This is a genomic window from Marasmitruncus massiliensis (assembly GCF_900186535.1).
Taxonomy (GTDB): Bacteria; Bacillota; Clostridia; order Oscillospirales; family Ruminococcaceae; genus Anaerotruncus; species Anaerotruncus massiliensis_A.
This window is the reverse complement of sequence record NZ_FYDE01000005.1, coordinates 1472823-1497216: the sequence shown is the minus strand read 5'-3', so window position 1 is coordinate 1497216 and position 24394 is coordinate 1472823. Positions and strand designations below refer to the sequence as shown.

The following is a 24394-nucleotide window of genomic DNA, read 5'->3' as shown; positions in this document are numbered from 1 at the left end:
ACAGTGGATTTCCTGCCGGCTGACCCGGGGGTCAGGACGCGGTTTCACGGCGCGACCGCGGAGTGACGCGGCGGGCCGTACTGATCTGAAGGCGGGTTGGTTTACGGTCCGCATCATGGGTAAGAACCGGCTGCGCGCCTTCCTTTACACACTCTTTGCTGATCGTAACACTGTCCAGCGTATAATCAGAGGGCGCGTTAAACATGACATCGCCCAAAATTTCTTCCACAATTGCGCGAAGTCCGCGGGCGCCGGTTTTCAGTTCAATCGCTTTGTCCGCAATCGCGCCAAGAGCCTCCGGTTCAAAATTCAGCTGAATGCCGTCGAGCTGGAACAGGTGCTGATACTGGCGTGCAATCGAATTTTTCGGCTCGGTCAGAATTGTTACCAGCGCGTCTCTGTCCAGCGGCTCCAGAACGGTAATCAGCGGGGTGCGGCCCACCAGCTCCGGAATCAGGCCGAATTTAATCAGATCCTGCGGAATGACCTGCTGAAGCAGCTGATCCTTTGCCTTGACATCTTTGAGCGTGGAGCCAAAACCGATGGAGCTTTTATCCACACGGCGCTCGATAATTTTATCGATGCCTTCAAAAGCGCCTCCGCAGATAAACAGAATATCTTTCGTGTCAATCTGGATAAATTCCTGCTGCGGGTGTTTGCGCCCGCCCTGAGGCGGGACGTTGGCAACCGTGCCTTCCAGGATTTTCAGCAGCGCCTGCTGGACGCCTTCGCCGGAAACATCCCGTGTGATGGAAGGATTCTCGCTCTTACGCGTGATCTTATCGATCTCGTCGATATAGATAATCCCCTTTTGGGCACGTTCCACGTCATAATCGGCCGCCTGCAACAAACGCAGCAGGATGTTTTCCACGTCCTCGCCCACATATCCGGCTTCCGTCAGCGTGGTGGCGTCAGCGATGGCAAACGGGACATTCAGCATATGCGCCAATGTCTGTGCAAGCAACGTCTTTCCGACGCCGGTAGGGCCCAGCATCAGAATATTGGTTTTATTGATCTCCACATCGCTGGAGCCGCTGAAATAAATGCGTTTATAGTGATTATATACCGCTACTGCGAGTGCCGTCTTTGCGCGGTCCTGGCCGATGACATACTCGTCAAGTTTCTCTTTGATCTCATGAGGCTTGAGAATCGTAATCTGCTGTTCTTGTCTGTTGGGCCGGCCGGCATGCTGCTCGGGGACATCATCTTCCAGAACACTCAGGCACAATTCGACGCACTCATTGCAAATGCATACGCCCGGCCCCGCAATTAGCCGCTGAACCTGATTCTGCGATTTCCCGCAGAAAGAGCAGCGCAACTCCCGCTGGTCGTCATTTTTTGCCATATAGGGATACCTCCTGATTGTAGCTTAAACGTAACACAAATGTGCAGCACCTCAAAAGGTGTTGCACATTTCCAGTCATTACCGGGTAATGATTTTATCTACCAGACCATAATTGCACGCTTCCTGCGCCGACATAAAATTGTCGCGCTCGGTGTCACGCTCAATATTTTCAAGAGGCTGCCCTGTCTGCTCCGACAAAATACGGTTGAGCTTTTCGCGGGTTTTCAAAATCCAGTCAGCATGAATTTTAATATCGCTGGCCTGACCCCTTGCACCGCCGGAAGGCTGGTGAATCATGATTTCGGCATTCGGCAGCGCGAAGCGTTTTCCTTTTGCCCCCGAGGACAACAGAAAAGCACCCATTGAAGCGGCGAGCCCTACACAAATAGTGGAAACATCACACTTGATATAGTTCATCGTATCGTAAATTGCCATGCCTGCGGTCACCGAGCCGCCGGGACTGTTAATATAAAGATGAATATCCTTGTCCGGGTCCTGCCCCTCCAAATATAGAAGCTGCGCCACAACGAGACTTGCACTCGTATCGTTTACTTCCTCGCAGAGCATTACGATCCGGTCATTCAGAAGACGGGAAAAAATATCGTAAGAACGTTCTCCCCTGTTTGTCTGTTCCACTACCATTGGCACCAGGCTCATGTAAATACCTCCTACTGGATTGTTTCTGCCGCAAACTGCTTCTCTACATCCTGCTTGTATACCGGCACGAAGCAATCCCCCATGCCGGTATGTAGCGAAAAATTATTCCGCAGCCTCAACCGCTTCCTCAGCTGTCTCGGTTTTCGCGGCCGCTTTTTTGGTGCGCGTTGTCTTTTTGCGCTTGGGCTCGGCATCATTTGTCTCAGAAATCTTAGCGTTTTCACGCACAATGTCAAGCGCTTTATTCATCGCAAGGCCGCTCTTAATGTCAGAGGTCGGAACAATGCCCTTGACCTTCTCAACTTCCATCTTATACTGCTGGGCAATATTCAGATACTCAGCCTCCACCTCATCGGAAGTCGGTTCAATTTTTTCCAGTTCAACGATCTTTTCAAGCGCCAACCTAGTCTTTACCTGCGCCTCAGCCTGCGGGCGGAAGGTCTTGCGGAAAGCGTCCAGCTCCATGCCGGTATACTGCAGATAATTCTTCAGATCCATGCCCTGGGATTGGAGGCGGTATTCAAAGTCACGAAGCATCTCATCAACGCGGGACTCAAACATGCAGTCCGGAATATCGACGACCATTTTATTGGCAACCGCTTCCATCAGCTTGTTTTCCACATCTGTGTCGCTCTGCTCGTCTTTCTTCTCCTGCAGTTTTTTGGAAACGTCGGCTTTCAGCTCATCCAGCGTATCGAATTCGCTGACGTCTTTTGCGAATTCATCGTCAAGCTCTGGCAGCTCTTTCATCTTCAGCTCTTTCATGGTCACCTTGAACATGGCAGCCTTGCCCTTCAGTTCTTCCGCGTGATAATCTTCGGGGAACGTAACATTCACTTCAAACGATTCGCCAACATTGTGGCCGGCGACCTGATCTTCAAAGCCGGGAATAAAACTGTTGGAGCCCAGCACCAGGGAATAGTCGGTTCCTTTGCCGCCTTCAAAAGCGACATCGTCCACAAAGCCCTCAAAATCAATCACCGCGGTATCGCCGTTTGCAGCAGCTCTGCCTTCCACGGCAATGACGCGGGCATTCTGTTCACGCTGGCGGCCGATTTCCGCGTCCACTTCCTCATCGGTGACGACAGAAACTTTTTTCTCCACTTCAATCCCTTTATAGCCTTCGAGGGTTACTTCCGGCTTCACAGTAACGGTTGCCTTGAACGTATAGCCGTTTTCCTTGCTGACTTCCATAATTTCAATATCAGCACGGTCAACCGGATCGATATTCGCTTCCTTCACAGCAGCCTGATAAGCGGCAGGATAGGTATTATTCACAGCTTCCTCAAAGAACATTCCCTCGCCGTACATTTTTTCGACCATCTTGCGGGGAGCCTTGCCTTTGCGGAAACCGGGGACATTAATTTTTTTACCGTTCTTTTTAAACGCCGCATCCACAGCTTTATTAAAGTCTTCAGCGCTGACCGCGATTTCAAGTTCAACTTTTTTGTCTTCATTGGTTTTCACAGATTTAACAGACATGTTTTATTTCCTCCATAAATCTTTGTTGCTCCTGCCATTCATCATGGAGGAACGTTCAGGCACTATAAGCCCACTATCGTAACAGTATAGCAAATTTTGGCCTGCCTGCCAATAGATAAATTGTAAATAACAAAATTTTCGCTGCCTTTTTTATCTCATGATTCCACCAGCAGCGGGTCAAACCCCAGGTAATCGCTGCTGACCAGATAGAATTTAATTCCCAGGTAGGTGCCGTCAATCGCAAACCGGCAGCCCGATGCATGAATATGTCCGTAATAGCACCGGGAGATCTTATGCCGCACAAGCACATCAAGAATCTGAGGGGATTCGCTTTCCCCGTAGACCGGGGGATAATGGAGAAATACCACCGGTTCTTTTCCGGTTTTCTCCGCGTCCGTGATCGACAGCTCAAGCCGTATAGCCTCCCGTTTGATGATCTTATCGTCAAACGGCTCCCCGTTTTCCAGAAGCCATCCTCTGGAGCCGCATATTGCGATCCGATCAATGGCGACGCTGTTATTATTGAGGATTTCCAGTGTATTTAAACCCTGCGCGGCAAAAAAACCTGTCACCTTGCTTTTGGTGTTCCACCAGTAATCATGGTTCCCTTTCAGCAGGATTTTCCGCCCCGGCAGCCCATTTAGAAATTGAAAATCGGGCAACGCCTCCTCCAGAGACTCCCCCCAGGAACTGTCGCCCGGGAGCACCACCGTATCCGCATCCGTAATTCTGGCCCGCCAGTTTTCCTCGATGCGCCGCACATAATCGTGCCAGCCGGGGAAAATGTCCATGGATTTATTGGAATTCAGCGACAGGTGAAGATCGCCCATCGTATAAACCGCCATTTGGTCACCTCTTTTTTACGAGAAAAATCGAAACGCATTGCCCCAGAAAATTTTATCTGTAATCTCTCTCCCAAATTCTGCGCACATGCGCGTGTAAAGCCCGCAGGTATGCTCGACGGAGCTCAGCCATGGGGGCGTATCCGCACCGTCGAAATCAGAGCCGAGCGCGAGAACATCTTCTCCCCCCAATTCGAGGAAGTGGGAAACATGCGCGGCCAGATGGTCAAAAGTCACGTTTGCAGCCTCTTCCGCCAAAAAGCCAACGTAATAATTGATGCCCGCCAGACCCTGATGTTCCGCAAGGAACCGGAACTGGTCGTCGGTCAGGTTGCGCAGATGTTCGCACACCGAGCGGGAATTGGAATGCGACGCGCAGAGCGGGCGTTTCGCCAGCCGCGCGACCTCCCAGAATCCGGCGTCGTTGAGATGAGAAACATCCGCGACGATTCCCGCCTCTTCCAGAGCCGGAATAACCGCCCTGCCGAAATCGGTCAGCCCATGTGAAGTCAGGTTTCCGCTTCCCAGCTCATTTTCACCGTTCCAGGTAAGAGTCATCATCCTGACGCCGCATTCCCGGAGCCGTTCCACACGGCCCAAATCCCCGGCAAGGGCGGAGCCGCCCTCCACGGTCAAAATCGCTGCGGCTTTCCCCTGTGCAATCACCGCTTCGGCTTCCGGGGCATTTTGCACCTGCTCCACATACGCACTATGGAAGGACATCTGCTCCAGAAAATAGCGGTAGCTCCGTTCATAATAATCGACAGCGTCCCTGCCTCTGTATTCATCGGGCATAAAGATGGCGAAGCACTGGCACCAGTTTTCCCCCCGCATCCTGCCCAGCGCAAGCTGGGCTGCGTTCAGCAACAGGCTCCTGTCGTTCGGTTCCAGCCGGACACCATCATTCAGGCGCGTGATGGTGTCACAGTGCAGATCAAACAAATACATGCAAATCCCCCGTGTCATAGGCGGCAGGAACGTGCGCGTAACGCACCACATTGGGTGAGCCCGCAGACTCCGTCACCACCTCAAAAATGTCAAACCGCGGCTGATATTCCCCTGTATTATATATGCCTTTTTCTTTCAAATAAGAAACGGCGGCCAGCACAATGCGCCGCCGCTGAGCCGCCGATACGGCGGCCATGGGAGCTGCCAGCGCGGTTTGGCTTCTCAGTTTGACTTCCACAAAGGCAATGACATAGTCCTTCCGGGCGATGATGTCAATCTCGCTGTGGGAGCTGCGGAAATTTCGCGCCAGAATTTCATAGCCGTCCGCCTGCAGACAGCGGCAGGCGAACTCCTCGCCCATTGTGCCGCGCGTGTGCGTATCTGCCATACCCGCTCACTTCCCCGCCCATTTTTTCAGGAAAGTGCGTCTGTGAACCGGAGAAATGCCGTACTGCGAAAGAAGTTCATAATGCAGTTTTGTCCCATAGCCTTTATGGCGGGAAAACTGATATTCGGGGAACTGCAGATCCAGCTGCTTCATATAGCGGTCACGGGCAACTTTTGCAAGGATGGATGCGGCCGCAATAGATGCGCTTTTGCCGTCCCCTCCAATAATCGGGGTGGCGGCTATCGCGAGGTGGGGGTCCTGGTTCCCGTCCACCAGCGCCAGATCAGGCTGGACGGACAATCCGGCAACGGCCCGCCGCATCGCAAGCAGAGACGCCTGCAAAATATTCAGCGTATCGATCTCTTCGATCGTAGAAGTCGCGATGCAATACGACACCGCCTTTTCTGTAATCACATCAAAGAGTCTTTCCCGCTTTTTCTCGGAGAGCTTTTTGGAATCGTTGACGCCTTCGATTTCCACCCCGCGCGGCAGAATGACGGCGGCCGCGTATACATCGCCCGCAAGCGGTCCACGCCCGGCCTCGTCTACCCCGCAGATGGCGGAAAATCCGTTATCATAGGCAATCAACTCATAATCGTATAACCCCATATTCAGCCCTCCGGTGGGAGTTCCAGCGTAATCCTGCCCAGCTTTCCGCTTCGGAACTCATCCAAAACTGTGATGGCGGCCCGTTCGGTGTTTACTTCCCCGCCCGACACCAGCATACCGCGCTTTCTGCCGACAAGGTTCAGCAGGCCATAAGCATCCAGCCTGTCCGCCTCTTGTTCCTGAATTTTGTAACGTTCCGTCAAAAGGGACGGGTACTCCTTGTTCAGAAGCCAAAGCAGGCGCATGGCAAGAAGCTCAATGTCCAAAACATCGTCCTTGACCGCGCCTGTAAACGCAAGCCTCTCCCCAACCGCGGGGTCCTCAAATTTCGGCCAGAGGACACCCGGCATGTCCAGAAGTTCCACGCTGCCTTCCAGCGTGACCCACTGGCGCCCCCTTGTGACACCCGGACGGTCTTCTACCTTGGCCCGTTTTGCACCCGCCATCCGATTGATAAAGGAAGATTTCCCCACATTCGGGATTCCGACAATCATCATGCGGATCGGCTGGCCGGCCATGCCTTTGGCGGCACGGCGCGCAAGCAGCTCTTCCAGCACCCTGCGCACCAGCGGCAGAAAGGCTTTCAGCCCGCGGCCGCTCCGGCAGTCGGTTGGAATCGCCGGTATTTCGTTTGCGGCATAATAATCGACCCAGGCCTTTGTTGCCGCTTCATCCGCGGAATCACACTTATTGAGAAGCACTACGCGGGGTTTCGCGCCTACCAGGCGGTCGATTTCCGGATTCCGGCTGGATGCCGGTATCCGGGCATCCGTCAGTTCTACCACAATATCCACCAGCTTCATGCTGTCCGCCATCAGACGGCGGGTTTTCGCCATATGCCCGGGAAACCATTGGATGGACGGAACCGGCGCCATTGGAGCTAAAGCACGTTCCTCTTCATCCCGGCTGCTCATGAAAACCCTCCCATCTTATTAAACGGGAAAAACCGGAAAATTGCTTTCCCCATAACACAACGCAAATCCACCATCCCGATTTCGGTTGAGCGGCTGTCAAGGGAATGATTTCGGTTGTCCCCCATTACAAAGATCGTTCCCTGCGGCACTTCGACCGGGAACTGAATGTCAAGCTGGCTGGACGTCGGCTCGTTGATATAAGGCTCATCGAGCAGTTCGTCATTCCGCCAGACTTCATGTGTCTCAAAATTGATATAAATGGTATCTCCGCCCTTGCCGATGACGCGTTTTACAATCGGCGGCTCGCCTTTGCCGGTACGGTCCACAACAACAATGTCGCCGTACTGCGGGTCATTATAGCCAATCTGCTGCAGTACCAGCCGTTCCGCGTTATGCAGCGTCGGAACCATGGAGGACCCATCCACAGTTGCGGGCCGCACAAAAAAAGTAAAGATCGTCAGCATAGCTACAACCGCAAACAAAGCGGACTCAACCCACTCGTAAAGTTCCCCCATCGCACAGCTGCCTGCCGGCTCTGAAGGGATCGGCTCCTTTATCTCCTGATCGTCCATTGATTCACCTGATTTCTTCCATTTCAATTTTGCGGTTAAGACCCGCAAGTTTTCAGCAAACCGCTGTCTATCGCCGCAAAATCGGTTTATAGTATAACATAATTTGCCCATCCGTTCAACCAAAAACCTGAAAACAGCAAAAAAGGGACGTTTTCACGTCCCTTTCGAGTGCGCTATAATCAGCGGATAACATCCTTAACCTTGGCAGCCTTACCCACGCGGTCACGCAGATAATAAAGCTTGCTGCGGCGGACGCGGCCTTTTCTGACAAGCTCGACTTTGTCGATGTTGGGGGAATGAACCGGGAAAACCCTCTCCACTCCGCAGCCGTGTGCAACGCGGCGGACTGTAAAAGTCTCGGAAATACCGCCGTGTTTCTTGGCGATCACCGTTCCCTCAAACATCTGAACTCTGCTCTTCTCGCCCTCTTTAATCCAAACGTATACCTTGACGGTATCGCCGATATCCACTTTGGGCATTTCTGTCTTGATGCAGTCGCTGGCAATGTGCTTTAAAGCATCCATCTGATAGCTCCTCCTTTTTGTTTCAGACATTCATACCCATAGGATTATGGCAGAGGACTGTCCGCTTTTATGTCGGTTCCCGTTCGCGAACCGGGCACAAAGTCCCGTTGCAGGATACAACGTTCATTACATGCTAAATGATTATAGCACAACCGAATCCGGAAAGCAATAGGGAATTTACAATTTTATTAAGAGAACTCCTGAAAATTCCGATCCAGAATTGCGGTCCTTACAATTCTCAGCCAGTCCGCTTTCAGCCCGCTTTCAGCAGCGAACGCGTCCAGCAGCAGCATGGGGTTGATATTCAGCGTACTGCCCGCGGCCGCGCGCAGCGTAAAGGAAAGCGTATTTCCATCCGCTTTGACTTCGCGGATAGAAAAATGCGGTTTAATATCCATCTGCCGCTCACCTTTTTTGCCCTTTTTCGTGATCTCAATGACCTCTTTCGCACAGAATTCCGCAAACCGGCGGGCAATCTGTGCGGCATCGCCCTGATCGAATTCCTGCGTGATTTCATAATCCGCCCAGCAGATCACCTCCGGTTTATTGACCGCCGGCTGCGCGCGATACACAACGAGTCCCTCCGGCAAAACCGCGTTCAGCCTGTCGCAGACTTCCTGCATGGGCATTTCCCGGGTCAGGCGGAAATCCAGCGATTCACAGGTGCTCTCAAAGCCAAGCGGCAGAGGAAGGGCAAATGTGGTATAGATATGGGGGTTAAAGCCCAGCGTATGCCAGACAGGCAGCCCGGAACGTTTGAACACACGGGCGATACATCGGTTCATGTCCAGATGCGAGATGTATTTCATGCGCCCAAGCTTACGGTAAAAGACCCGGACGGTGAGCAGATAACCGGCATCAGCCAAAACAGGCACCCCCCAGCAGTTGATTTGCCCCGCAGCCCGAGCATTTCAGGCGGCAGTGCGGCGTCGTGGTATCCGCGTGTGCCAGCTGGTTTTCGCGGATAAGGTACCGCTTGCTCACCCCATAGTCCAAATGATCCCAGGGCATCACTTCATCGTAAGCGCGGACACGGTTCGCATAAAAGCGGAAGTCTGCGCCACAGACCTGCGCGGCGTCTTCCCAGCGCTCCATGGAAAAGTAATCGTTCCAGCCGTCCAACTTGGAACCGCTCCGCCACGCATATTCGACCACCGGGCAGAGCCTGCGGTCACCGCGGGCAAGCGCCGCCTCCAGAAAGCTGGTGGGGCTGTCGTGGTATTTAACGGAAATTTTTTTGGATTTCACCGTATCCAGCAAAATTTTCTGCTTGCGGCGCAGTTCTTCCATGGTATCCTGCGGTTCAAACTGAAACGGGGTAAACGGCTTCGGGACAAAGCACGCAACGGAAACGGTCACATTGACACCCCTGCCCTTCGGCTTTTCCGGAAGATGGTAGAACATGTCCACGACTTTCTGCGCCAGCTGGATAATCCCCGCAACGTCTTCGTCCGTTTCGGTGGGCAGCCCCAGCATAAAGTACAGCTTCACATTGGTGTAACCGCCTTCAAAAGCCGTCCGGCAGGTGCGCATCACATCTTCCTCCGACACGTTTTTATTGATGACATCCCGCAGACGCTGGGTTCCCGCTTCCGGCGCAAACGTCAGCGACGACTTGCGAACAGCGGCAACGCGTTCCATCAGATCTTTGGAAAAATTATCGACGCGCAGGGACGGAAGCGCAATATTGACAGCGTCCGGTTCCGTCCATGTAAGCATCCGGTTCAGCAGAGGCTCCAGCTCGGAATAATCGCTGGTGGAAAGGGAGGTCAGCGAAACCTCATCGTAGCCGGTATGGTTGCAAAGGTCGTGCGCGTTTTGGTTGAGCGTATCCGCGTGTTTCTCCCGGAACGGGCGGTAAATAAACCCGGCCTGACAGAAACGGCATCCGCGGATGCATCCGCGCAGCACTTCGACCATAGCGCGGTCATGCACAGTCTCTGTAAACGGCACAATAAAGTTATCCGGATAAAAGACTTTGTCCAAGTCTTTTATAATCCGTTTATGCACCACGGCCGGAGCACCGCAGGAAGGGGTAACGGAAGCAATTGTTCCGTCCTCACGATAGTCGACCTTGTACAGAGACGGGACATAGATGCCCTCAATCTGCGCCGCACGGATAAGGAAGGTTTTCTTATCCGTGCCTTCCTGTTTGCACTGCTTGTAAAGGTCGATCAGTTCCATATTCACTTCTTCACCCTCGCCGAGAATGAACAGGTCGATAAAGTCGGCAATCGGTTCCGGGTTACAGGCGCAAGGCCCCCCGGCCACCACGACCGGGCTGAGCTTGTCCCACCCGCGGTCTTTTGAGCGCACCTCCAGACCGGCCAGATCCAGCATATTCAGAATCGCCGTAAAACTCAGCTCATATTGCAGGGTAAACGCGATAAAGTCAAACTCTGTGATAGCGTCCATGCTCTCCAGCCCGAACAGGGGAATCCGGTTCGCACGCATCATTTTCTCAAAATCTTCATCCGGTGCAAACACCCGTTCGCACCAGCAGTCCGGCCGCTCGTTCGTCAGCGAATAAAGGATTTTCATGCCCAGATGCGACATTCCTACCTCGTAAAGGTCAGGAAAGCAGAACGCAAACCGGACATCGACTTTGGAAGCATCCTTTACAATGCTGCCCATCTCGCCTCCGGTATAGCGCGCCGGCTTTTGTACCTGCAGCAGTACTCGTTCCAGCGCCTTTTTTACGTTATTCAATCGTTTTACATCCTCTCATAATCAAGGGCTTTCGCATAGTTTCTCCATATTGCATCTGTTTAGTTTACAATAAACAGGCTGAAATTGCAAGAACGCAAAAGGCGCTCACGATTTCCAGAGCGTGAGCGCCAGATAGCAGGCGGTAAGCAGCAGCGTGATATTTTTTTGCGGAAGCAGGTAAAATCCGCCTGCAAATAAAGGCGTAAGGATCAGGAATCCTACCAGCCGCTGCACGGTTTCCACATGGTCAAGGTTTTTCATCCGGCGGCACAACGCTACCCGAAGCAGCTGCCCCCCGTCCAGCCGCCCGACAGGCAGGCCGTTGAACAGCAGCAGTGCCAGATTCGCCATCGTGAACTGGCACCAGCCTAAAATCGGCAGGGCGATCAGCAGTGTAACCGCATTTGCCAGAATTCCGCCGGAATAGACCAGAAATTCCTGCCCGTAGGTCAGCAGCCCGCTTCTGACCATCCGGATACCGAACGGCTCAAACCGCAGATACGGTATTTTCCCCTTCACTGCTTTGAGCGCCAGCACATGCCCGCCTTCATGCAGCGCAACCGCGCAGAGAACCGGAATCCCCGCTCCTTCCCTGTCATACAGGCAATACAGGCAAAGAACCACAAAGAAACCGAAAGAAAACGAAAACCGGGTGGATGCAAGTTCAAACTCCATAGCCGTTCATTCCGTTAAGCACCCACGCAGGGTTGTAATAGGTTCCGCCTTTACTGATTTCAAAATGGCAGTGTGGACCGGTGGAAATGCCGGTGTTGCCCACGGTGGCAATCAGCTCCCCCTGTCTTAAATTTGCGTCGAGCGGTACTACGATCGTATCGCAATGGCAGTAGGTAGTCCGGAATCCGCCTCCGTGGTCAAGCGTAATATAGTTGCCGTAAATGGCGGAGCTGTCAATTTCCACTACCTTACCCGGCAGCGACGCATAAATCCCGCTGCCCTGCGCCGCGGCGATATCTACCCCATTATGAAAGTCATCCAGCCCATTGACCGGATGAATGCGGTATCCAAAGGTGGAGGTAACCTTACCGCTTACCGGCGCGAGCACCGGCACCGAGGAGACTACCGGCGACAGATCGCAGGCGGAAGGAGCCGCCCTGCCGTCACCGTTCCCAATGCCAAACCAGCCGCCCTGACCATCCAGTTCAGGCTGCGCATCTCTGGGGGTGGCCAGCTTTTCTATAAGATCGGCGCAGGTGTCCAGCGCGTCTTCTTTCCAGGTTCCCATCTCCGGAATTGATTCCAGATCGATCTTTTCCGCAACCAGAAGCTCCTGATACTGCCGCGCGAGCTGTTCCAGAAACGGCGGTTTCGCATCCACAAGCACATAGCACAAAACCACCAGCAGGGTACTGACTGCCAGCTGAGACAGCAGAGCCGCAAGATACGGGTCCCGTTCGGCGGGCGTCTTGCGGATCGGTCGCACAACAGTTCGGCGGGCCTGTTTTGAACGATTCAGCATGGTTTTCACACTCCTTGCCTTCTTTACAAGACTTTTCAAGACAAGTTTATGCAGAAAAACCAAAAAAAATGTGGGGCAGCGGCGCCGCCCCACATCTATCCCGATTAATTTTTGGACTTAATATATTCGTCGATCGCTTCCGCGGCGGTTTTTCCGGCTCCCATCGCCAGAATGACCGTCGCGGCGCCGGTGACGGCATCGCCGCCCGCGAAAACACCGTCTTTTGTTGTCGCGCCGTTATCCTTCGCAATCAGGCAGCCGTGTTTGTTTGCTTCCAGCCCCGTCGTGGTGGAACGAATCAGCGGATTGGGGCTGGTTCCGATCGACATGATCACCGTGTCAACCGGCAGCACAAAATTGCTTCCTTCCACGGCAATCGGGCGGCGGCGTCCGGATGCGTCCGGTTCGCCCAGCTTCATCTCCACACACTCCATGCCGCTGACCCTGCCTTTTTCATCCCCGAGGATTTTCACCGGGTTATTAAGCAGCTTGAAGATGATGCCTTCTTCCTGCGCATGGTGTACTTCCTCCGCACGCGCGGGCAGCTCTTCCATGGAACGGCGGTAAACAATATAAACATTTTCCGCGCCCATGCGTTTCGCACAGCGGGCGGCGTCCATCGCGACATTGCCGCCGCCGACGACCGCAACAGAGTGGCTCTTGGCAATCGGGGTGTCATAGCCTTCGCGATATGCTTTCATCAGGTTGATACGGGTCAGATACTCGTTGGCGGAATAAACGCCGAGGAGGTCTTCGCCTTCGATATTCATAAAGCTCGGCAGTCCGGCGCCGGAACCGATGAACACGGCCTCATAGCCCTGTTCGAACAGCTCGTCCACAGAATCCACTTTACCGATCACCATATTGGGTTTAATTTCAACGCCCATTTTTTCCAGCTTGCCGACTTCCTGCGCCACAATTGACTTTGGCAGACGGAATTCCGGAATTCCATAGATCAAAACGCCGCCGGCGGCATGGAACGCCTCAAAAACAGTCACTTCATAGCCCAGTTTTGCAAGATCTCCGGCGCAGGTCAGGCCGGACGGGCCGGCTCCGACGATTGCAACCTTATGGCCGTTGGTTTTCGGCTTTTCAATATGCTCCGTGCCGTTAGCCATGTGCCAATCGGCAACAAAACGCTCGAGACGGCCGATCCCGACAGGCTCGCCCTTGATTCCGCGGACACACTTGCCTTCGCACTGGCTTTCCTGCGGACAAACGCGGCCGCAGACAGCAGGCAGGGAGTTTGTGAGAGAGATTTCTTCATAGGCCCCCTCGAAATCCCGGGCCGCGACTTTTGCAATAAACTCGGGAATATGCACATTCACCGGACAGCCGGCGACGCAGGGTTTATTTTTGCAGTGGAGACAGCGGGTTGCTTCCTCGACCGCCATTTCTTCTGTATAGCCGGTAGCAACTTCCAGAAAATTCTTGTTGCGGACATTTGGCTCCTGCTCCGGCATGGAAACTTTTTTCAAAGACATATTAGGCATTGCGTTTTCCTCCTGTTAAGCGGCATACATGCTCTTTATCTGTCGTCTCGCGCTCTCTGTAGAAGGTGTTGCGCTTCATCAGTTCGTCAAAATCAACCTCATGGCCGTCAAAGTCAGGCCCGTCAACACAGGCAAACTTCGTCTGTCCGCCTACCTTGACGCGGCATCCGCCGCACATACCTGTACCGTCCACCATGATCGGATTGAGGGAGACCAGCGTTTTAATGCCGTAAGGCTTCGTGGTCGCGGCCACAAACTTCATCATGATAATCGGGCCGATCGCGATGACTTCGTCATATTTGTTGCCGGCGTCAATCAGCTGCTGGAGCTTGTTTGTTACAAGCCCCTTTTCGCCGTAGGAGCCATCGTCCGTCATAATGTAGAGATGGTCGCTGACTGCACCCATTTCATCTTCCAGAATGACGATATCCTTGGAACGGAATCCTGCAATCATATCCACCTGAATGCCCGCGTTGTGCAGCGCTTTCGCCTGCGGATAAGCAATCGCATTGCCGACTCCGCCGCCGATTACGCAGACGCGCTTGGCATTCGGATCAATGTGTGTCGCAACACCAAGGGGGCCGACAAAGTCAAGGATGCTGTCGCCCTCTTCCAGCGTATTCAGCAACTTTGTGGAAGCGCCGACAATCTGAAAAATAATGGTGACAGTACCTTTTTCGCGGTCGTAATCAGCGATCGTCAAGGGAATGCGCTCCCCTTTTTCATCGACACGGAAAATGATAAACTGGCCCGCCTTTGCTTTTCTGGCAATATGCGGCGCTTCTATTTCCATGAGTGTCACGGAATCGTTCAGACAGCGCTTGGTAACGATTTTGTACATAGTTTCACTCCTATTTTTATACCGCACGAATCCGCGCGGTGCAAATTAGACAAAAAATTATTATCTTCCAGTTCTCGCTGGTAAATTTTTATCAAAAACGATATGATAATTGTAACTTTTTATCACTTTTTATTATAACAACTTTTTTAATCGGATGCAATATCCAGGGGAATATAAAAAACGCATGACTCCATGTTTCATGAAGCCATGCGTTTCGCTTACGACGTAACCGTAATTTTAAACCGCTTATAAACCGAGCCATCCAGATAAGACTCGCCGATCAGATAGGCGGTTCCGGTTTTGGAGCCTTCCACCTTGATGACATTCTCGTCGTCTGTTCGATAGATGGTCAGAATATCGCTGTCGCTGACCGACCATTTGACGCCCGGATCCTCACAGTTGTTAGGTGAAATTTTCCCGACATACTCCGAGCGGGTACCGCGTTTTAACGCAGAACTTCCCGTGATGGTCACCCCGGTCGGCATCACGCCCCGTTCAGGGTCCACATCGGAAGAAGAATTGCTGCTTCCCGAGCCGGTGCCTGTCCCGACCTTCAGTTTAAACGTGGCCGACTCTTTACCGTCGTCATACGCGGTAGCCGTAATGGTAACCGTACCGTTTTTTACGCCCTCCACCTTGCAGGAGTCGTCATCTGTATTGGAAACAACCGCGATCTCACTGTCACTGGACTTCCATTTCACGCCGGGGTCCGCGGCATTTGACGGGCTGACGGAAGCCGTCAGCTCAATTCGGGTACCAACCGCCACCCGGCTTTCACCTGAAATCGTAATCGATCTGATCAGCCCGCCGGAACGGTCCGCCTTACCGACAACCACTTTGCAGTCGGCCGAATAATCACCATCTTTGGTGGTTACGGTAATCCAGGTTTCCCCTTCGTCAACCGCAGTCACCTTTCCGGTTGAACTGACCGTTGCAATATCCTCGTCGTCCGATTCCCAGGTAACCTTCCGGTTGCTGGCTGTGGACGGTTTGACAGTGGCGGTCAGCGTATAGGTATCTCCTTCCGACAGGTTCAAAGTCGTTTTATTGAGCGAAACGCCGGTAACACTGCTCCCGCCGGTTTTGCCGACATTTACTTCGCATTCCACGGATTCGCCGCCGTCTCCGGCGGTCGCAGTAATATAGGTTGTTCCTTCTGATTTCGCCGTTATCTTTCCGGAGCTGTTCACTGTGGCAATGGAGGTGTCTTCAGATTTCCAGGTGACCTCCGTATCACCCGATGCCGACAGGACCGCCGTTTCGCCTGTATCCATATTCAGCACATCGTCGCTCAGTGAGAGGGAGTCTGACGAGGAGGACGAAGAGGAACTGTCATCCGTCCCGCCGGTGCCGCCGCCGGAATTTGTCCCGCTCAGATAACCGTTCACACCATTGGCAATTGCCTCGGCAATACGGGACTGGTATTTTGAACTGATGAGCCGCGTATATTCCGACTCATTGCTCATAAAGCCAAGCTCCGCCAATACGCAGGCAAACTGGGATTCGCGGGTCATATAATAGAGCCCGGCTTTTGCCCCGCGGTTTGTTGTATTGAGAGCCGAGGAAACATTGGCGGCAATATTCGCCGCGAGCTGTTTCTGGAACGGGTAGAAGTAATAGACTTCCGTACCTTTGGCGCTCGAACTGGGCGACGTATTGCAGTGCACACTTACCAGAACCTGCGGATTAAACGCCCGCGCGGCGCTCAGACGGGATGCCATCGTGCTTCCGGGTGTCACCATCAGAACGCTGGCTCCCCGGCTCTTCAGTTCGGAAACCAGTTTATTGGCCACCGCCAGGTTGATATCCGCCTCATCCTTGCCGGGATAGAAGCCGACCGCGCCCGGATCGCTGCCGCCGTGCCCCGGGTCAACCACAATACGCGCCCCCGAAAGCGAGCCCGGAGAGTTGTTGAAGCGGAGCAGCAGGTTTCCGTCCTCGTAATAGGCTTTATACCCGAGGAATCCTCCTGTTTTGCGTAAGGTAAGCGTAAGACTGGAGCCGCTCCAGTTTGCGGCGGAAAACAGCGCGTTGTTTTTCAGCGTTGCCGAATCGGGCACCGACGCAGTGTATTCAAACGCAAACACCAGTTTTGTTCCATCGTAAGTCACCTTATAGGGTACTTTTTCTTTTGTTGTGAGGGTTACCGTTGTATACTGGCTGCCGGACTGAATGCTCATCTTACTGATTTCATTCTGATCGGGCAGTGAATTTCCGGTGGCCTTGATATCATCGGAATACACGCGCACGCCGGACTGCAATTTCCAGTAGCTGTAGGATTTTTTTCCGTCCTTATAGATGATTTCGGAGCCATAGGTCATATCGGTCGTACCTAACGGCAACGGGAAATATCCGGGGTTAGAGTTATCGTTCAGGGTGCTGATTGGGAAGGTTTCCGCCTGATCAGCCACCACCTGCACAATTGCGCCGTCGCCCATCTTCGCGATCTTATTTACCGTTACGGCGGCGCCGGTGAGGGTTTTGGTCGCGCCCTGCGCCGACGCGGTCACAGTAATCGTTCCGAGCGAAGTCGGGGACGCGGAAGCGGACGGTGCCGTAAAGACACCCGTATAACGCTGGTATCCGGAATCCCGGTCTATCTCGTCGTCTTCGGTTTCAGAAAGCGCAAGCGTAATATTCTGCCCTCCGATGCTGGCGGTTACCGTTGCCCCTTCATAGGCAAGAGCAGATACGGACACCTGCATACCGCCGTCCACATTGATGCTTCCCGTCGGCCATATTTCCTTGAGCACCTCCACCTGCCGGGTGATGGTGTAGGTAAACGTTTTGTTTTTATGGGAGATTTCAAACGTATTGACGCCGGCCTTCAGATCTTCCTTGATCGTAAAATAACCGCTGTCATTGGTAGGGATCTTTTCCCCGTTGACAGTCACAGGCTCACGCGGGTCGGAAGCGCCCTGAAAGGTGACGCTAGGCTCCTTTGTGGTAAACGTGGTCTGGGCCGGCTTGGTCAGCGCCAACTGGCTGAGCACATACTGCTCGTCAATCTGGTCGTTCATATACTGGATCAGCGTGGTCGTGCTGTTGCCGGGGTTGTCCTGCAGCGCTTTGAAGGAATTGAAAGCATGTCCGTAAATATTGCTGACCTTTTCCAAATCGATCACCTGTTTGGTCAGCTGCTCATAAACCGTCCAGCCGGTGGACTGTGTTCCCACCCGGTCGGATGCGTGCATGATGTAAAGCGGCACGCTGGCTTCCGAGGTCACCTTGGACCACCAGTCCGCCACGATTCCGAAACGGGCGGTCTGTTCATTTGTGGAACCGTAGTTTTCCACCATGACAAAATCGAAGTCCCCGCTTTGCACGAACGCACGCGTATCCGCGTTACCGTCCCTGAGCGCCGTAAACGCGGCGGAAGTTTCCGTCCCTTCCGGATCGTCGGCGGCATTCTGCCATACCGCTTCCGCGAGCAGGCCCACCTGCGTACCCGGGGCATGGCCGCGGATTGATTTTACGGCAGTATCCACCAGCGCCGCAGGCACCTGCCGCAGGTAATTCTGATAGCCCATGCCGCCGCCGCTCTGCACATATTGCGCATAGCTGCCGCCGCTGGCGGTATTATAGTAATTATTCAGCAGAATTCCGTCAAATTTATATTTTTCCGCAAAGGACCCGACGCTCTCTGCGACAGCATCAAGCGTATCTCCGTCCGAATTGGAAAGGCGTACATAGCCGTTCCCGTCCATACCGTCGGTCACATCATAGGTCGCGTAAACATAAAAGCCAAAATCGCGCGCTTTTGTCGTGATATAATCGGTGCAGTCGAGGTCCACCTCCGCCTGGGAAAGCGTCTTGGAACTGAACAGCACCTGATCCTGATACTTGGTGTCGATGATAATGGTGTTCATCGTCAGTTCTTTTGCCGCGTTCAAAGCCTGATCAATCTGGCCCGCGATTGTTGCGCGGTCAGTGGTCTCCGGCGATGTCAGATAGTCGCGCCCGGCCACCAGCATGACCGCCCGCATCTCATCCGGAACATTATAATAGACCGTTTCGTCCTCGTCCGGCTCTTGAGCATCCTCTGATTCAGAACTTTCTTCGGAAGCGCTGTCCTCCGGCTGGCTTTCTTCCGAAGAATCAGGAATGCTGTCTTCCGGGTCGCTCTCCTCATCAGAAGGGAGCGAGACAGACGAAGACTCGGATTCCACGACAGGCTTGTCCACCTGATAGGGATTATTTTTCAAAGAAGCCAAAACGCCCGTCAGCATCGTAATCGCAATGAATACTGCTGACAGGACGATCGCTATCGTTTTGCGATTGGGAGTTTGATGTGCCACTTGGTTGCCTCCCCACAGACAGCGTCCGCTGTCTTCATGATGTTCATGTAAAATCAATGTCCGCGGTCTTCCTGATCACGGCAGAGCCGGAAGACCGCAAGACAGGTTTTATGCTGAAAAAGCTCAGCGGAACAGCTTTTTGAGATTGGTATGTTCCGCCTTCACCTGAGCGGTATTGGTCAGATAAAGGGAATCATAACTGTAAATCGCCGCCCCGCCGTAGTGGGAGGCGTTTCTTGCCGTCTTAACCATGCGGGCAAGAATGTCCGTTGTGCCAACCCATTCATTTTGGCCCGCTCCGGCCCACTGGTCGGCCTGGCCGAGCTTATAGGCGGCAATACCGATGTACAGGTCGATGCCGGACACTTTAATCATGCGGTTCCAGGCATCAACTGTTTCCGCGTAAGGAAGCCCTGAATTCTCAAAGCCGAAGTAGATCTGCGGGCAGATATAATCCACATAGCCCTTATTGGCAAGCCATTTCGCACAGTCGATAAACTGCGCGTCGTAGTTGTTTTTCATATTGCCCTGCGGGCTGATGCCGAATATGCATGAATTGTCAATCTTTTTAATGGCGGCATACACCTCACGCACCAGAATGTTGACATTTTCCCGTCTCCAGTCCGCCTGCGATTTGGAACTGCCGGACGCCTGATAGGTTGCTTTATCAAAAGACATATCCGTGGTAGGATAAAAATAATCGTCAAAGTGGATTCCGTCCACATTATAATTTTTCACAATTTCCTTCACGCCGTTGACAATCAGCTTGCGCGCATCGGCGCTGCCCGGATTATAATAGACACCGCCGTTCCACTCCAGCGCGCCGTCATTCCCCGAGGCAATCCACTTCTTCGCCTGGTTGTCCGAGGCCAGTTCCCTGCTTCCGCTTGCACGCACACGATAAGGGTTAATCCATGCCTCAATGCGCAGCCCGTGGCTGTCCGCCAGCTCGCACATAATTTTCAGCGGGTCATACCCGGGATTCTTCCCCTCTGTACCGCTCAGAAGATAAGACCATGGATAGTAGGCAGAGTTATAAAGGGCGTCACCAAACGGGCGGACATGCACAAAGACCGTATTGAATCCCGTCTCGGCCACATTGGCAAACGCCTGATCAATATTCGCGGTAAACTCCGCTTTGGTTTTATTTTTCACCATCGGCTCCAATGTCAGATAGGAGAGCCAGACCGCCCGCACCTCATGAAACACAGGATTTGCCGCAAGCACTTCGGTTTCCTGCGTCTGAGGGCTTGCCTCTGAGCTTTGAGGCTCAGGTTCCTGCGCGGGTTCCGAAACCTCCTGCGAGGAAGTTTCAGAAGAAGAAGCCGGGGCGGAGGACGACTCGTCCTGCGCTTCGGATGACGCCGGCTCCGATGTCCCAGATGATTCCGCAACAGCCTCATCCAGCACTACCTTTTCGTCCGCCAAAGGCTGCTCCCCGCCATATACCGTTTGTGACGACGGCCTTTCCAGAACCGGGGCCGATTGCTGAGAGTCTGTATGTACAGTGTTTTCGCCGGAACGCTGCGCGCATCCGGATGCACCAAGCACCAAAATTACCGATAGTATAACGGAAAAAAATCGTTTCATATTCTGTCCCCTTCTTCGCACCGCAATTCATTACAATTTTACACGTTTCGACTAAAATGGTCAATAGCATTCGGGAATTCTCTCTTTGGTGTTGACTTTTTCAACATATCGTATACACTCTTCTGTAGAGACCTTATCCGATCCGGTAAAACACCGGTGGATAGGATGGATTGGAGGAAACCATGTTCTTAATAGGTATATTCGGTTCAAATTCCAAAGTAGTACCCGCCGGTCAAATTTCCGGGACAATCTGTCCTGTTTGCGGCAAAAGCGGCACCTTTCATCTCTGCCGCCATTATGATTATCTTCACGCGTTTTTTATTCCGCTTGTACGCTTTCACAGCGTTTATATTGCAACCTGTCCTTCGTGTGCCAGTGTATTTGAGTTGAGTCAGGAGCTTGGTAAAGCCGCGGAACAGGGTGAGGCTGTGCATGCATCAGCAGAAAGCCTGACCCTTCTGCGGAACAATTTTGGGCGGCGCTGCCCTGTCTGCGGCGCGGAGCAGAGCAGCAGCAGTCTCTACTGTAATCAGTGCGGCTCAAAGCTGTAATTCCTGCAATTTCGACATAAAAAAATGAGCCTCGAAGGCTCATTTTTTTATCATATACTCAATCAAATATCAAAAAAGACTTGATCTGTTCCACTGTCGATTCGCCGATCCCCTCGATCTCCAAAAGCTGTTTCGGGGTCGTCAGTTTTCCGTATGTTTTGATATAGTCCCGGATTGCTTTCGCTCTGGCAGGGCCAATATTGGGAAGCTGCTGCAATTCCTCCTCCGAGGCGGTATTGATGTGCACGCGCACCCCTTCCAGTTCCGGATACGGGTTCAGCACCGGCGCCGGCTCCATGAGGATAGCGGCAGGCACCTCCAAAGGCGCATAGACATGATTGCACCAAATCATTCCGCCAATCAGCACCAACGCGATCAGTCCAAGCGAACCGTACCCCAGTTTCCAATCCATCCAAACCCTTCCTTTGCACTTTTACAGGAAGATCATACCATGGATTGCCGCTTATTACAACTAAGCAATAAACAAAAAGACCATAAAATAGTGGCAGATACTGCCGGCGATGACAAAAAGATGGAATAGTTCATGAAATCCGAATGCCGGCGTCGGGTTTGGACGCTTCAGCATATAGATAATACCGCCGATGGTATACAGGACGCCGCCTGTCACGAGCAGAACCGTTCCTGCTGCCGGGAACATGGTCAGAGCGCGAACGTCAACCAGAATGGCCCACCCCATCAACAGATAAAGCAGGGTTCCAAGCCATCTCGGGGCATTCATCCAGCAGAGTTTCATCAGAATTCCGGCGGCTGCCACGCACCAGATGGCCGTTGTGAACCCAACGTTATTAGGATAAGGCAGCAGATTCAAAAGCAGCGGCGTATAAGTACCCGCAATCAGAATATAGATCATGGCGTGGTCCAGCTTGCGCAGAATCAGAATCACCCTGGGCGGGGACATCGAAAAATGATAGATACCACTTGTACAGTACAGCGCAATCAGCGACACACAAAACAAAATGCTGGAAAGCGCGGATTTTGCCTCCACATCCGGCTGCAGGAGCAGATGGATGCACATTGCCGCCAGCCCAAACACAGAAAGCCCCGCGCCAATAAAGTGAGAATAGCTGCTGATCGGATCCCTTGCTTTTTGAAATATCTTCGGCACCTTGACTCCTCCATATTCATCATGTGGTATTTAAAACTACTTTCTGTTATGTATCATATCATATAACAGAAAAATTGCAACTACATATTGCAATTGTTTTTATTTTTATGTAAAATAAACCTATTCATGAAGGCAGGTGGAAAAAATGAAAGCATTTTCAGAACTACTTGATACAGCTTTCTCCGACGCAGACATCTCTCCGGCTGAACTTCCGCGGCTGGATCTTTATATGGATCAAATTCTGACGCTGTTTGATGAAGGGCTTTCCGCCAACAAACGCTCTCCGGACGAAAAGCTGCTGACCAAAACAATGATCAACAATTACAGTAAGGAGCATCTTATTTTGCCCATAAAAGGGAAAAAATATTCCCGCGAACAGTTGATCCAGCTCTTGTGCATTCTGAATTTAAAGCAGACACTTTTGTTATCCGACCTCAAAACGCTTTTGACAAAAGAATCGGAAACCGTGAACTTCGAAAAAGCCTATGAAAAATCGCTGGAAATGAAAGAACGCCTGAAACAGGAGCTTCCCGCGCTATTAATAAAAACGCTCGAGAGCTGTCCCGACAGTTCCGAATCAGAAAACCGGCTGGCGCTGACGCTCGCACTTTCTTCCGGAGCTACCTATTTCAGGCGCGTATGCGAGGAGCTGATCGATGACGCAAAGACAGAAAAAGAAACCTGACCGATCGGCGGCAGCCGGGCAAAAGGAAATCAAGCAGCTTCTTACGGAATGGGCGGAACCTGAATATCAGGCGTTCGCATCCCGGTTATTACCGGGATGCGGGAATGTGCTTGGCGTACGGCTCCCCAAACTGCGGAAGCTGGCAAAAAAGCTGGCGGATACGAAGTCTGAAGCAAAAAAGCACCCTCCTGCAAGAGTAATCATAAAGCTCTTGCAGGAGGGTGCTTATATGTTTTAATTATTTCCCAAAGTATCTGCTCAGGAGGCCCTGGAACGCACAGCCGTGGCGGGCTTCGTCTTTGGCCATCTCATGTACGGTATCATGAATTGCATCGAGACCCAGTTCCTTGGCACGTGTGGCAATCTGCTTTTTACCTGCACAGGCGCCGTTTTCAGCAGCTACGCGCAGTTCGAGGTTCTTTTTCGTGTCGGCGTAAACACATTCGCCGAGAAGTTCCGCAAATTTCGCGGCATGCTCTGCCTCTTCATAGGCAGCCTTCTCATAGTAAAGGCCGATTTCAGGATAGCCTTCGCGATGCGCCTGACGGGCCATTGCAAGATACATGCCGACTTCTGTGCATTCACCGGTAAAGTTCATCCGGAGCCCTTCCAGAATCTCCGCGTCTACACCTGCGGCAACCCCGATCCTGTGTTCATCCGACCAGGTCATTGCATTGGTTTTCTGCTCCTCAAACTTGGAAGCCGGAGCCTTGCACTGCGGACAGGATTCGGGAGCGGATTCTCCTTCATAAACATAACCGCAGACTGTGCAAACAAACTTTTTCATAACAGACATCTCCTTTAGTATTTAAAATCAATAATGATTATTGTTATGAATATAATATAGCATACCATTTTCTTGAAGTCAAGTATAAATTCCAAATTTTTATAAAAAATGTTCTTTTTATATCTATTTTATAAAAAGTCATTTTGGATGATGGGGCATCTTTCCTTTTTTCATTCCGAATTTGTGACTGAAAACAGATTCTGCGCGAATAACCGCCATTCTCCATCACATACTATCCGTAAGGCCAATCGAAAAGAGGTGAATGAGAATGGATAATAATAACATGAACAACCGTACAAATAACAACGCCAATAACAATATGAACAGCAACTCTACCAGTCGCACCAGTAACAATGCCAATAACAATATGAACAACAATACCAGCCGCACGAGTAACAATGCGACAAACAGAGCCAACAACCGTGCCAGCAACAAAACAAGCAATAAGAACAGCTACAACAATACCGCAGACTCCCGCAGCCAGAAAATTTCCGACAATAAAGATACCGAAAGTTACAATAACTGATTCCAGATTTCCGATTCTTTCACAGCCTGC

General features: G+C 52.3%; 24 protein-coding genes and 1 pseudogene. 4 read left to right on the top strand and 21 right to left on the bottom strand.

Annotated features, from left to right (window positions below):
- Window positions 1-31 precede the first annotated feature (31 nt).
- The 18 genes from clpX to C1A10_RS15165 form a co-directional block, all read right to left on the bottom strand.
- On the bottom strand, window positions 32-1345 hold the full coding sequence (gene clpX / locus C1A10_RS15250; RefSeq protein WP_101911069.1) for an ATP-dependent Clp protease ATP-binding subunit ClpX: 1314 nt from the start codon (window positions 1343-1345) through the stop codon (window positions 32-34).
- Window positions 1346-1423: 78 nt separating this feature from the next.
- Complete coding sequence (clpP, locus tag C1A10_RS15245) at window positions 1424-2002, bottom strand: ATP-dependent Clp endopeptidase proteolytic subunit ClpP (RefSeq protein ID WP_101911068.1); 579 nt, start codon at window positions 2000-2002, stop codon at window positions 1424-1426.
- 102 nt (window positions 2003-2104) lie between these two features.
- Window positions 2105-3484 (bottom strand): trigger factor, encoded by a 1380-nt coding sequence (gene tig / locus C1A10_RS15240; protein ID WP_101911067.1) that lies wholly within the window; start codon window positions 3482-3484, stop codon window positions 2105-2107.
- Window positions 3485-3639: 155 nt separating this feature from the next.
- A complete protein-coding gene (locus C1A10_RS15235; RefSeq protein ID WP_101911066.1) occupies window positions 3640-4329 on the bottom strand; it encodes a metallophosphoesterase in 690 nt (229 codons plus the stop codon).
- 15 nt (window positions 4330-4344) lie between these two features.
- Entirely contained in the window at window positions 4345-5274 is a 930-nt protein-coding gene (locus C1A10_RS15230) for a dipeptidase (protein WP_180951171.1), read from the bottom strand.
- Window positions 5261-5662, bottom strand: coding sequence for a YraN family protein (locus tag C1A10_RS15225; protein WP_101911064.1), 402 nt, complete (start codon window positions 5660-5662; stop codon window positions 5261-5263). Before C1A10_RS15225 ends, C1A10_RS15230 begins: the two co-directional genes overlap by 14 nt.
- 6 nt (window positions 5663-5668) lie before the next feature.
- Window positions 5669-6271, bottom strand: coding sequence for a ribonuclease HII (locus tag C1A10_RS15220; RefSeq protein ID WP_101911063.1), 603 nt, complete (start codon window positions 6269-6271; stop codon window positions 5669-5671).
- A 2-nt stretch (window positions 6272-6273) separates the two neighbouring features.
- The gene (gene ylqF, locus C1A10_RS15215) at window positions 6274-7146 is read right to left on the bottom strand and encodes a ribosome biogenesis GTPase YlqF (protein WP_101911695.1); all 873 of its coding nucleotides are present in this window, start codon (window positions 7144-7146) and stop codon (window positions 6274-6276) included.
- Window positions 7147-7181: 35 nt separating this feature from the next.
- On the bottom strand, window positions 7182-7757 hold the full coding sequence (gene lepB, locus C1A10_RS15210) for a signal peptidase I (protein ID WP_101911062.1): 576 nt from the start codon (window positions 7755-7757) through the stop codon (window positions 7182-7184).
- 179 nt (window positions 7758-7936) lie between these two features.
- The gene (gene rplS / locus C1A10_RS15205) at window positions 7937-8281 is read right to left on the bottom strand and encodes a 50S ribosomal protein L19 (RefSeq protein WP_101911061.1); all 345 of its coding nucleotides are present in this window, start codon (window positions 8279-8281) and stop codon (window positions 7937-7939) included.
- Between the two features lie 188 nt (window positions 8282-8469).
- Window positions 8470-9147 carry a TIGR03936 family radical SAM-associated protein gene (locus C1A10_RS15200; protein WP_145997749.1) on the bottom strand — a complete coding sequence of 226 codons (678 nt, stop codon included), beginning with the start codon at window positions 9145-9147 and terminating at the stop codon, window positions 8470-8472.
- Entirely contained in the window at window positions 9140-10990 is a 1851-nt protein-coding gene (locus C1A10_RS15195) for a TIGR03960 family B12-binding radical SAM protein (protein WP_101911060.1), read from the bottom strand. The genes C1A10_RS15200 and C1A10_RS15195 overlap by 8 nt, the downstream gene beginning before the upstream one ends.
- 105 nt (window positions 10991-11095) lie before the next feature.
- The gene (locus tag C1A10_RS15190) at window positions 11096-11665 is read right to left on the bottom strand and encodes a zinc metalloprotease (protein WP_101911059.1); all 570 of its coding nucleotides are present in this window, start codon (window positions 11663-11665) and stop codon (window positions 11096-11098) included.
- The gene (locus tag C1A10_RS15185; RefSeq protein ID WP_101911058.1) at window positions 11655-12467 is read right to left on the bottom strand and encodes a M23 family metallopeptidase; all 813 of its coding nucleotides are present in this window, start codon (window positions 12465-12467) and stop codon (window positions 11655-11657) included. Before C1A10_RS15185 ends, C1A10_RS15190 begins: the two co-directional genes overlap by 11 nt.
- A gap of 104 nt (window positions 12468-12571) precedes the next feature.
- Window positions 12572-13960 carry an NADPH-dependent glutamate synthase gene (gene gltA / locus C1A10_RS15180; RefSeq protein ID WP_101911057.1) on the bottom strand — a complete coding sequence of 463 codons (1389 nt, stop codon included), beginning with the start codon at window positions 13958-13960 and terminating at the stop codon, window positions 12572-12574.
- A complete protein-coding gene (locus C1A10_RS15175; protein WP_101911056.1) occupies window positions 13953-14801 on the bottom strand; it encodes a sulfide/dihydroorotate dehydrogenase-like FAD/NAD-binding protein in 849 nt (282 codons plus the stop codon). The genes gltA and C1A10_RS15175 overlap by 8 nt, the downstream gene beginning before the upstream one ends.
- A 218-nt stretch (window positions 14802-15019) precedes the next feature.
- Window positions 15020-19099, bottom strand: a complete 4080-nt coding sequence (locus tag C1A10_RS15170) for an N-acetylmuramoyl-L-alanine amidase (protein ID WP_101911055.1) — start codon at window positions 19097-19099, stop codon at window positions 15020-15022.
- Between the two features lie 123 nt (window positions 19100-19222).
- Window positions 19223-20689 (bottom strand): glycoside hydrolase family 10-like protein, encoded by a 1467-nt coding sequence (locus C1A10_RS15165; protein WP_101911054.1) that lies wholly within the window; start codon window positions 20687-20689, stop codon window positions 19223-19225.
- Between the two features lie 182 nt (window positions 20690-20871).
- On the opposite strand from C1A10_RS15165, the gene C1A10_RS15160 reads away from it, so the two are divergent.
- Complete coding sequence (locus C1A10_RS15160; protein ID WP_101911053.1) at window positions 20872-21240, top strand: zinc ribbon domain-containing protein; 369 nt, start codon at window positions 20872-20874, stop codon at window positions 21238-21240.
- A 58-nt stretch (window positions 21241-21298) separates the two neighbouring features.
- On the opposite strand, the gene C1A10_RS15155 is transcribed toward C1A10_RS15160, so the two are convergent.
- Window positions 21299-21652, bottom strand: coding sequence for a helix-hairpin-helix domain-containing protein (locus tag C1A10_RS15155; RefSeq protein ID WP_101911052.1), 354 nt, complete (start codon window positions 21650-21652; stop codon window positions 21299-21301).
- A gap of 60 nt (window positions 21653-21712) precedes the next feature.
- The gene (gene trhA / locus C1A10_RS15150) at window positions 21713-22366 is read right to left on the bottom strand and encodes a PAQR family membrane homeostasis protein TrhA (protein ID WP_101911051.1); all 654 of its coding nucleotides are present in this window, start codon (window positions 22364-22366) and stop codon (window positions 21713-21715) included.
- A 145-nt stretch (window positions 22367-22511) separates the two neighbouring features.
- Between trhA and C1A10_RS15145 the strand changes: the two genes are divergently transcribed.
- Together C1A10_RS15145 and C1A10_RS15140 are read left to right on the top strand one after the other, a co-directional pair.
- Window positions 22512-23051 carry a DUF1836 domain-containing protein gene (locus C1A10_RS15145; RefSeq protein ID WP_101911050.1) on the top strand — a complete coding sequence of 180 codons (540 nt, stop codon included), beginning with the start codon at window positions 22512-22514 and terminating at the stop codon, window positions 23049-23051.
- Window positions 23023-23208 (top strand): annotated as a pseudogene (locus tag C1A10_RS15140) (hypothetical protein); the annotation flags it as partial. The gene C1A10_RS15145 and the pseudogene C1A10_RS15140, both read left to right, overlap by 29 nt.
- An 81-nt stretch (window positions 23209-23289) precedes the next feature.
- Here the strand turns inward: C1A10_RS15140 and C1A10_RS15135 are convergent.
- Complete coding sequence (locus C1A10_RS15135) at window positions 23290-23838, bottom strand: NADH peroxidase (RefSeq protein WP_101911048.1); 549 nt, start codon at window positions 23836-23838, stop codon at window positions 23290-23292.
- Between the two features lie 268 nt (window positions 23839-24106).
- Between C1A10_RS15135 and C1A10_RS15130 the strand changes: the two genes are divergently transcribed.
- Window positions 24107-24364 carry a hypothetical protein gene (locus C1A10_RS15130; protein WP_101911047.1) on the top strand — a complete coding sequence of 86 codons (258 nt, stop codon included), beginning with the start codon at window positions 24107-24109 and terminating at the stop codon, window positions 24362-24364.
- Window positions 24365-24394: the final 30 nt, after the last annotated feature.

Excerpts from the sequence above, each read along its gene's own strand:
- lepB (WP_101911062.1), bottom strand. The coding sequence starts at position 7,757 with ATGGACGATCAGGAGATAAAGGAGCCGATCCCTTCAGAGCCGGCAGGC.
- C1A10_RS15230 (WP_180951171.1), bottom strand. The coding sequence starts at position 5,274 with ATGTATTTGTTTGATCTGCACTGTGACACCATCACGCGCCTGAATGAT.
- C1A10_RS15165 (WP_101911054.1), bottom strand. The coding sequence starts at position 20,689 with ATGAAACGATTTTTTTCCGTTATACTATCGGTAATTTTGGTGCTTGGT.
- C1A10_RS15155 (WP_101911052.1), bottom strand. The coding sequence starts at position 21,652 with ATGGATTGGAAACTGGGGTACGGTTCGCTTGGACTGATCGCGTTGGTG.
- C1A10_RS15130 (WP_101911047.1), top strand. The coding sequence starts at position 24,107 with ATGGATAATAATAACATGAACAACCGTACAAATAACAACGCCAATAAC.
- C1A10_RS15175 (WP_101911056.1), bottom strand. The coding sequence starts at position 14,801 with ATGTACAAAATCGTTACCAAGCGCTGTCTGAACGATTCCGTGACACTC.
- C1A10_RS15225 (WP_101911064.1), bottom strand. The coding sequence starts at position 5,662 with ATGGCAGATACGCACACGCGCGGCACAATGGGCGAGGAGTTCGCCTGC.
- C1A10_RS15235 (WP_101911066.1), bottom strand. The coding sequence starts at position 4,329 with ATGGCGGTTTATACGATGGGCGATCTTCACCTGTCGCTGAATTCCAAT.
- gltA (WP_101911057.1), bottom strand. The coding sequence starts at position 13,960 with ATGCCTAATATGTCTTTGAAAAAAGTTTCCATGCCGGAGCAGGAGCCA.
- C1A10_RS15145 (WP_101911050.1), top strand. The coding sequence starts at position 22,512 with ATGAAAGCATTTTCAGAACTACTTGATACAGCTTTCTCCGACGCAGAC.
- C1A10_RS15220 (WP_101911063.1), bottom strand. The coding sequence starts at position 6,271 with ATGGGGTTATACGATTATGAGTTGATTGCCTATGATAACGGATTTTCC.
- C1A10_RS15185 (WP_101911058.1), bottom strand. The coding sequence starts at position 12,467 with ATGCTGAATCGTTCAAAACAGGCCCGCCGAACTGTTGTGCGACCGATC.
- clpP (WP_101911068.1), bottom strand. The coding sequence starts at position 2,002 with ATGAGCCTGGTGCCAATGGTAGTGGAACAGACAAACAGGGGAGAACGT.
- C1A10_RS15135 (WP_101911048.1), bottom strand. The coding sequence starts at position 23,838 with ATGAAAAAGTTTGTTTGCACAGTCTGCGGTTATGTTTATGAAGGAGAA.
- rplS (WP_101911061.1), bottom strand. The coding sequence starts at position 8,281 with ATGGATGCTTTAAAGCACATTGCCAGCGACTGCATCAAGACAGAAATG.
- ylqF (WP_101911695.1), bottom strand. The coding sequence starts at position 7,146 with ATGGCGCCGGTTCCGTCCATCCAATGGTTTCCCGGGCATATGGCGAAA.
- C1A10_RS15190 (WP_101911059.1), bottom strand. The coding sequence starts at position 11,665 with ATGGAGTTTGAACTTGCATCCACCCGGTTTTCGTTTTCTTTCGGTTTC.
- clpX (WP_101911069.1), bottom strand. The coding sequence starts at position 1,345 with ATGGCAAAAAATGACGACCAGCGGGAGTTGCGCTGCTCTTTCTGCGGG.
- C1A10_RS15160 (WP_101911053.1), top strand. The coding sequence starts at position 20,872 with ATGTTCTTAATAGGTATATTCGGTTCAAATTCCAAAGTAGTACCCGCC.
- tig (WP_101911067.1), bottom strand. The coding sequence starts at position 3,484 with ATGTCTGTTAAATCTGTGAAAACCAATGAAGACAAAAAAGTTGAACTT.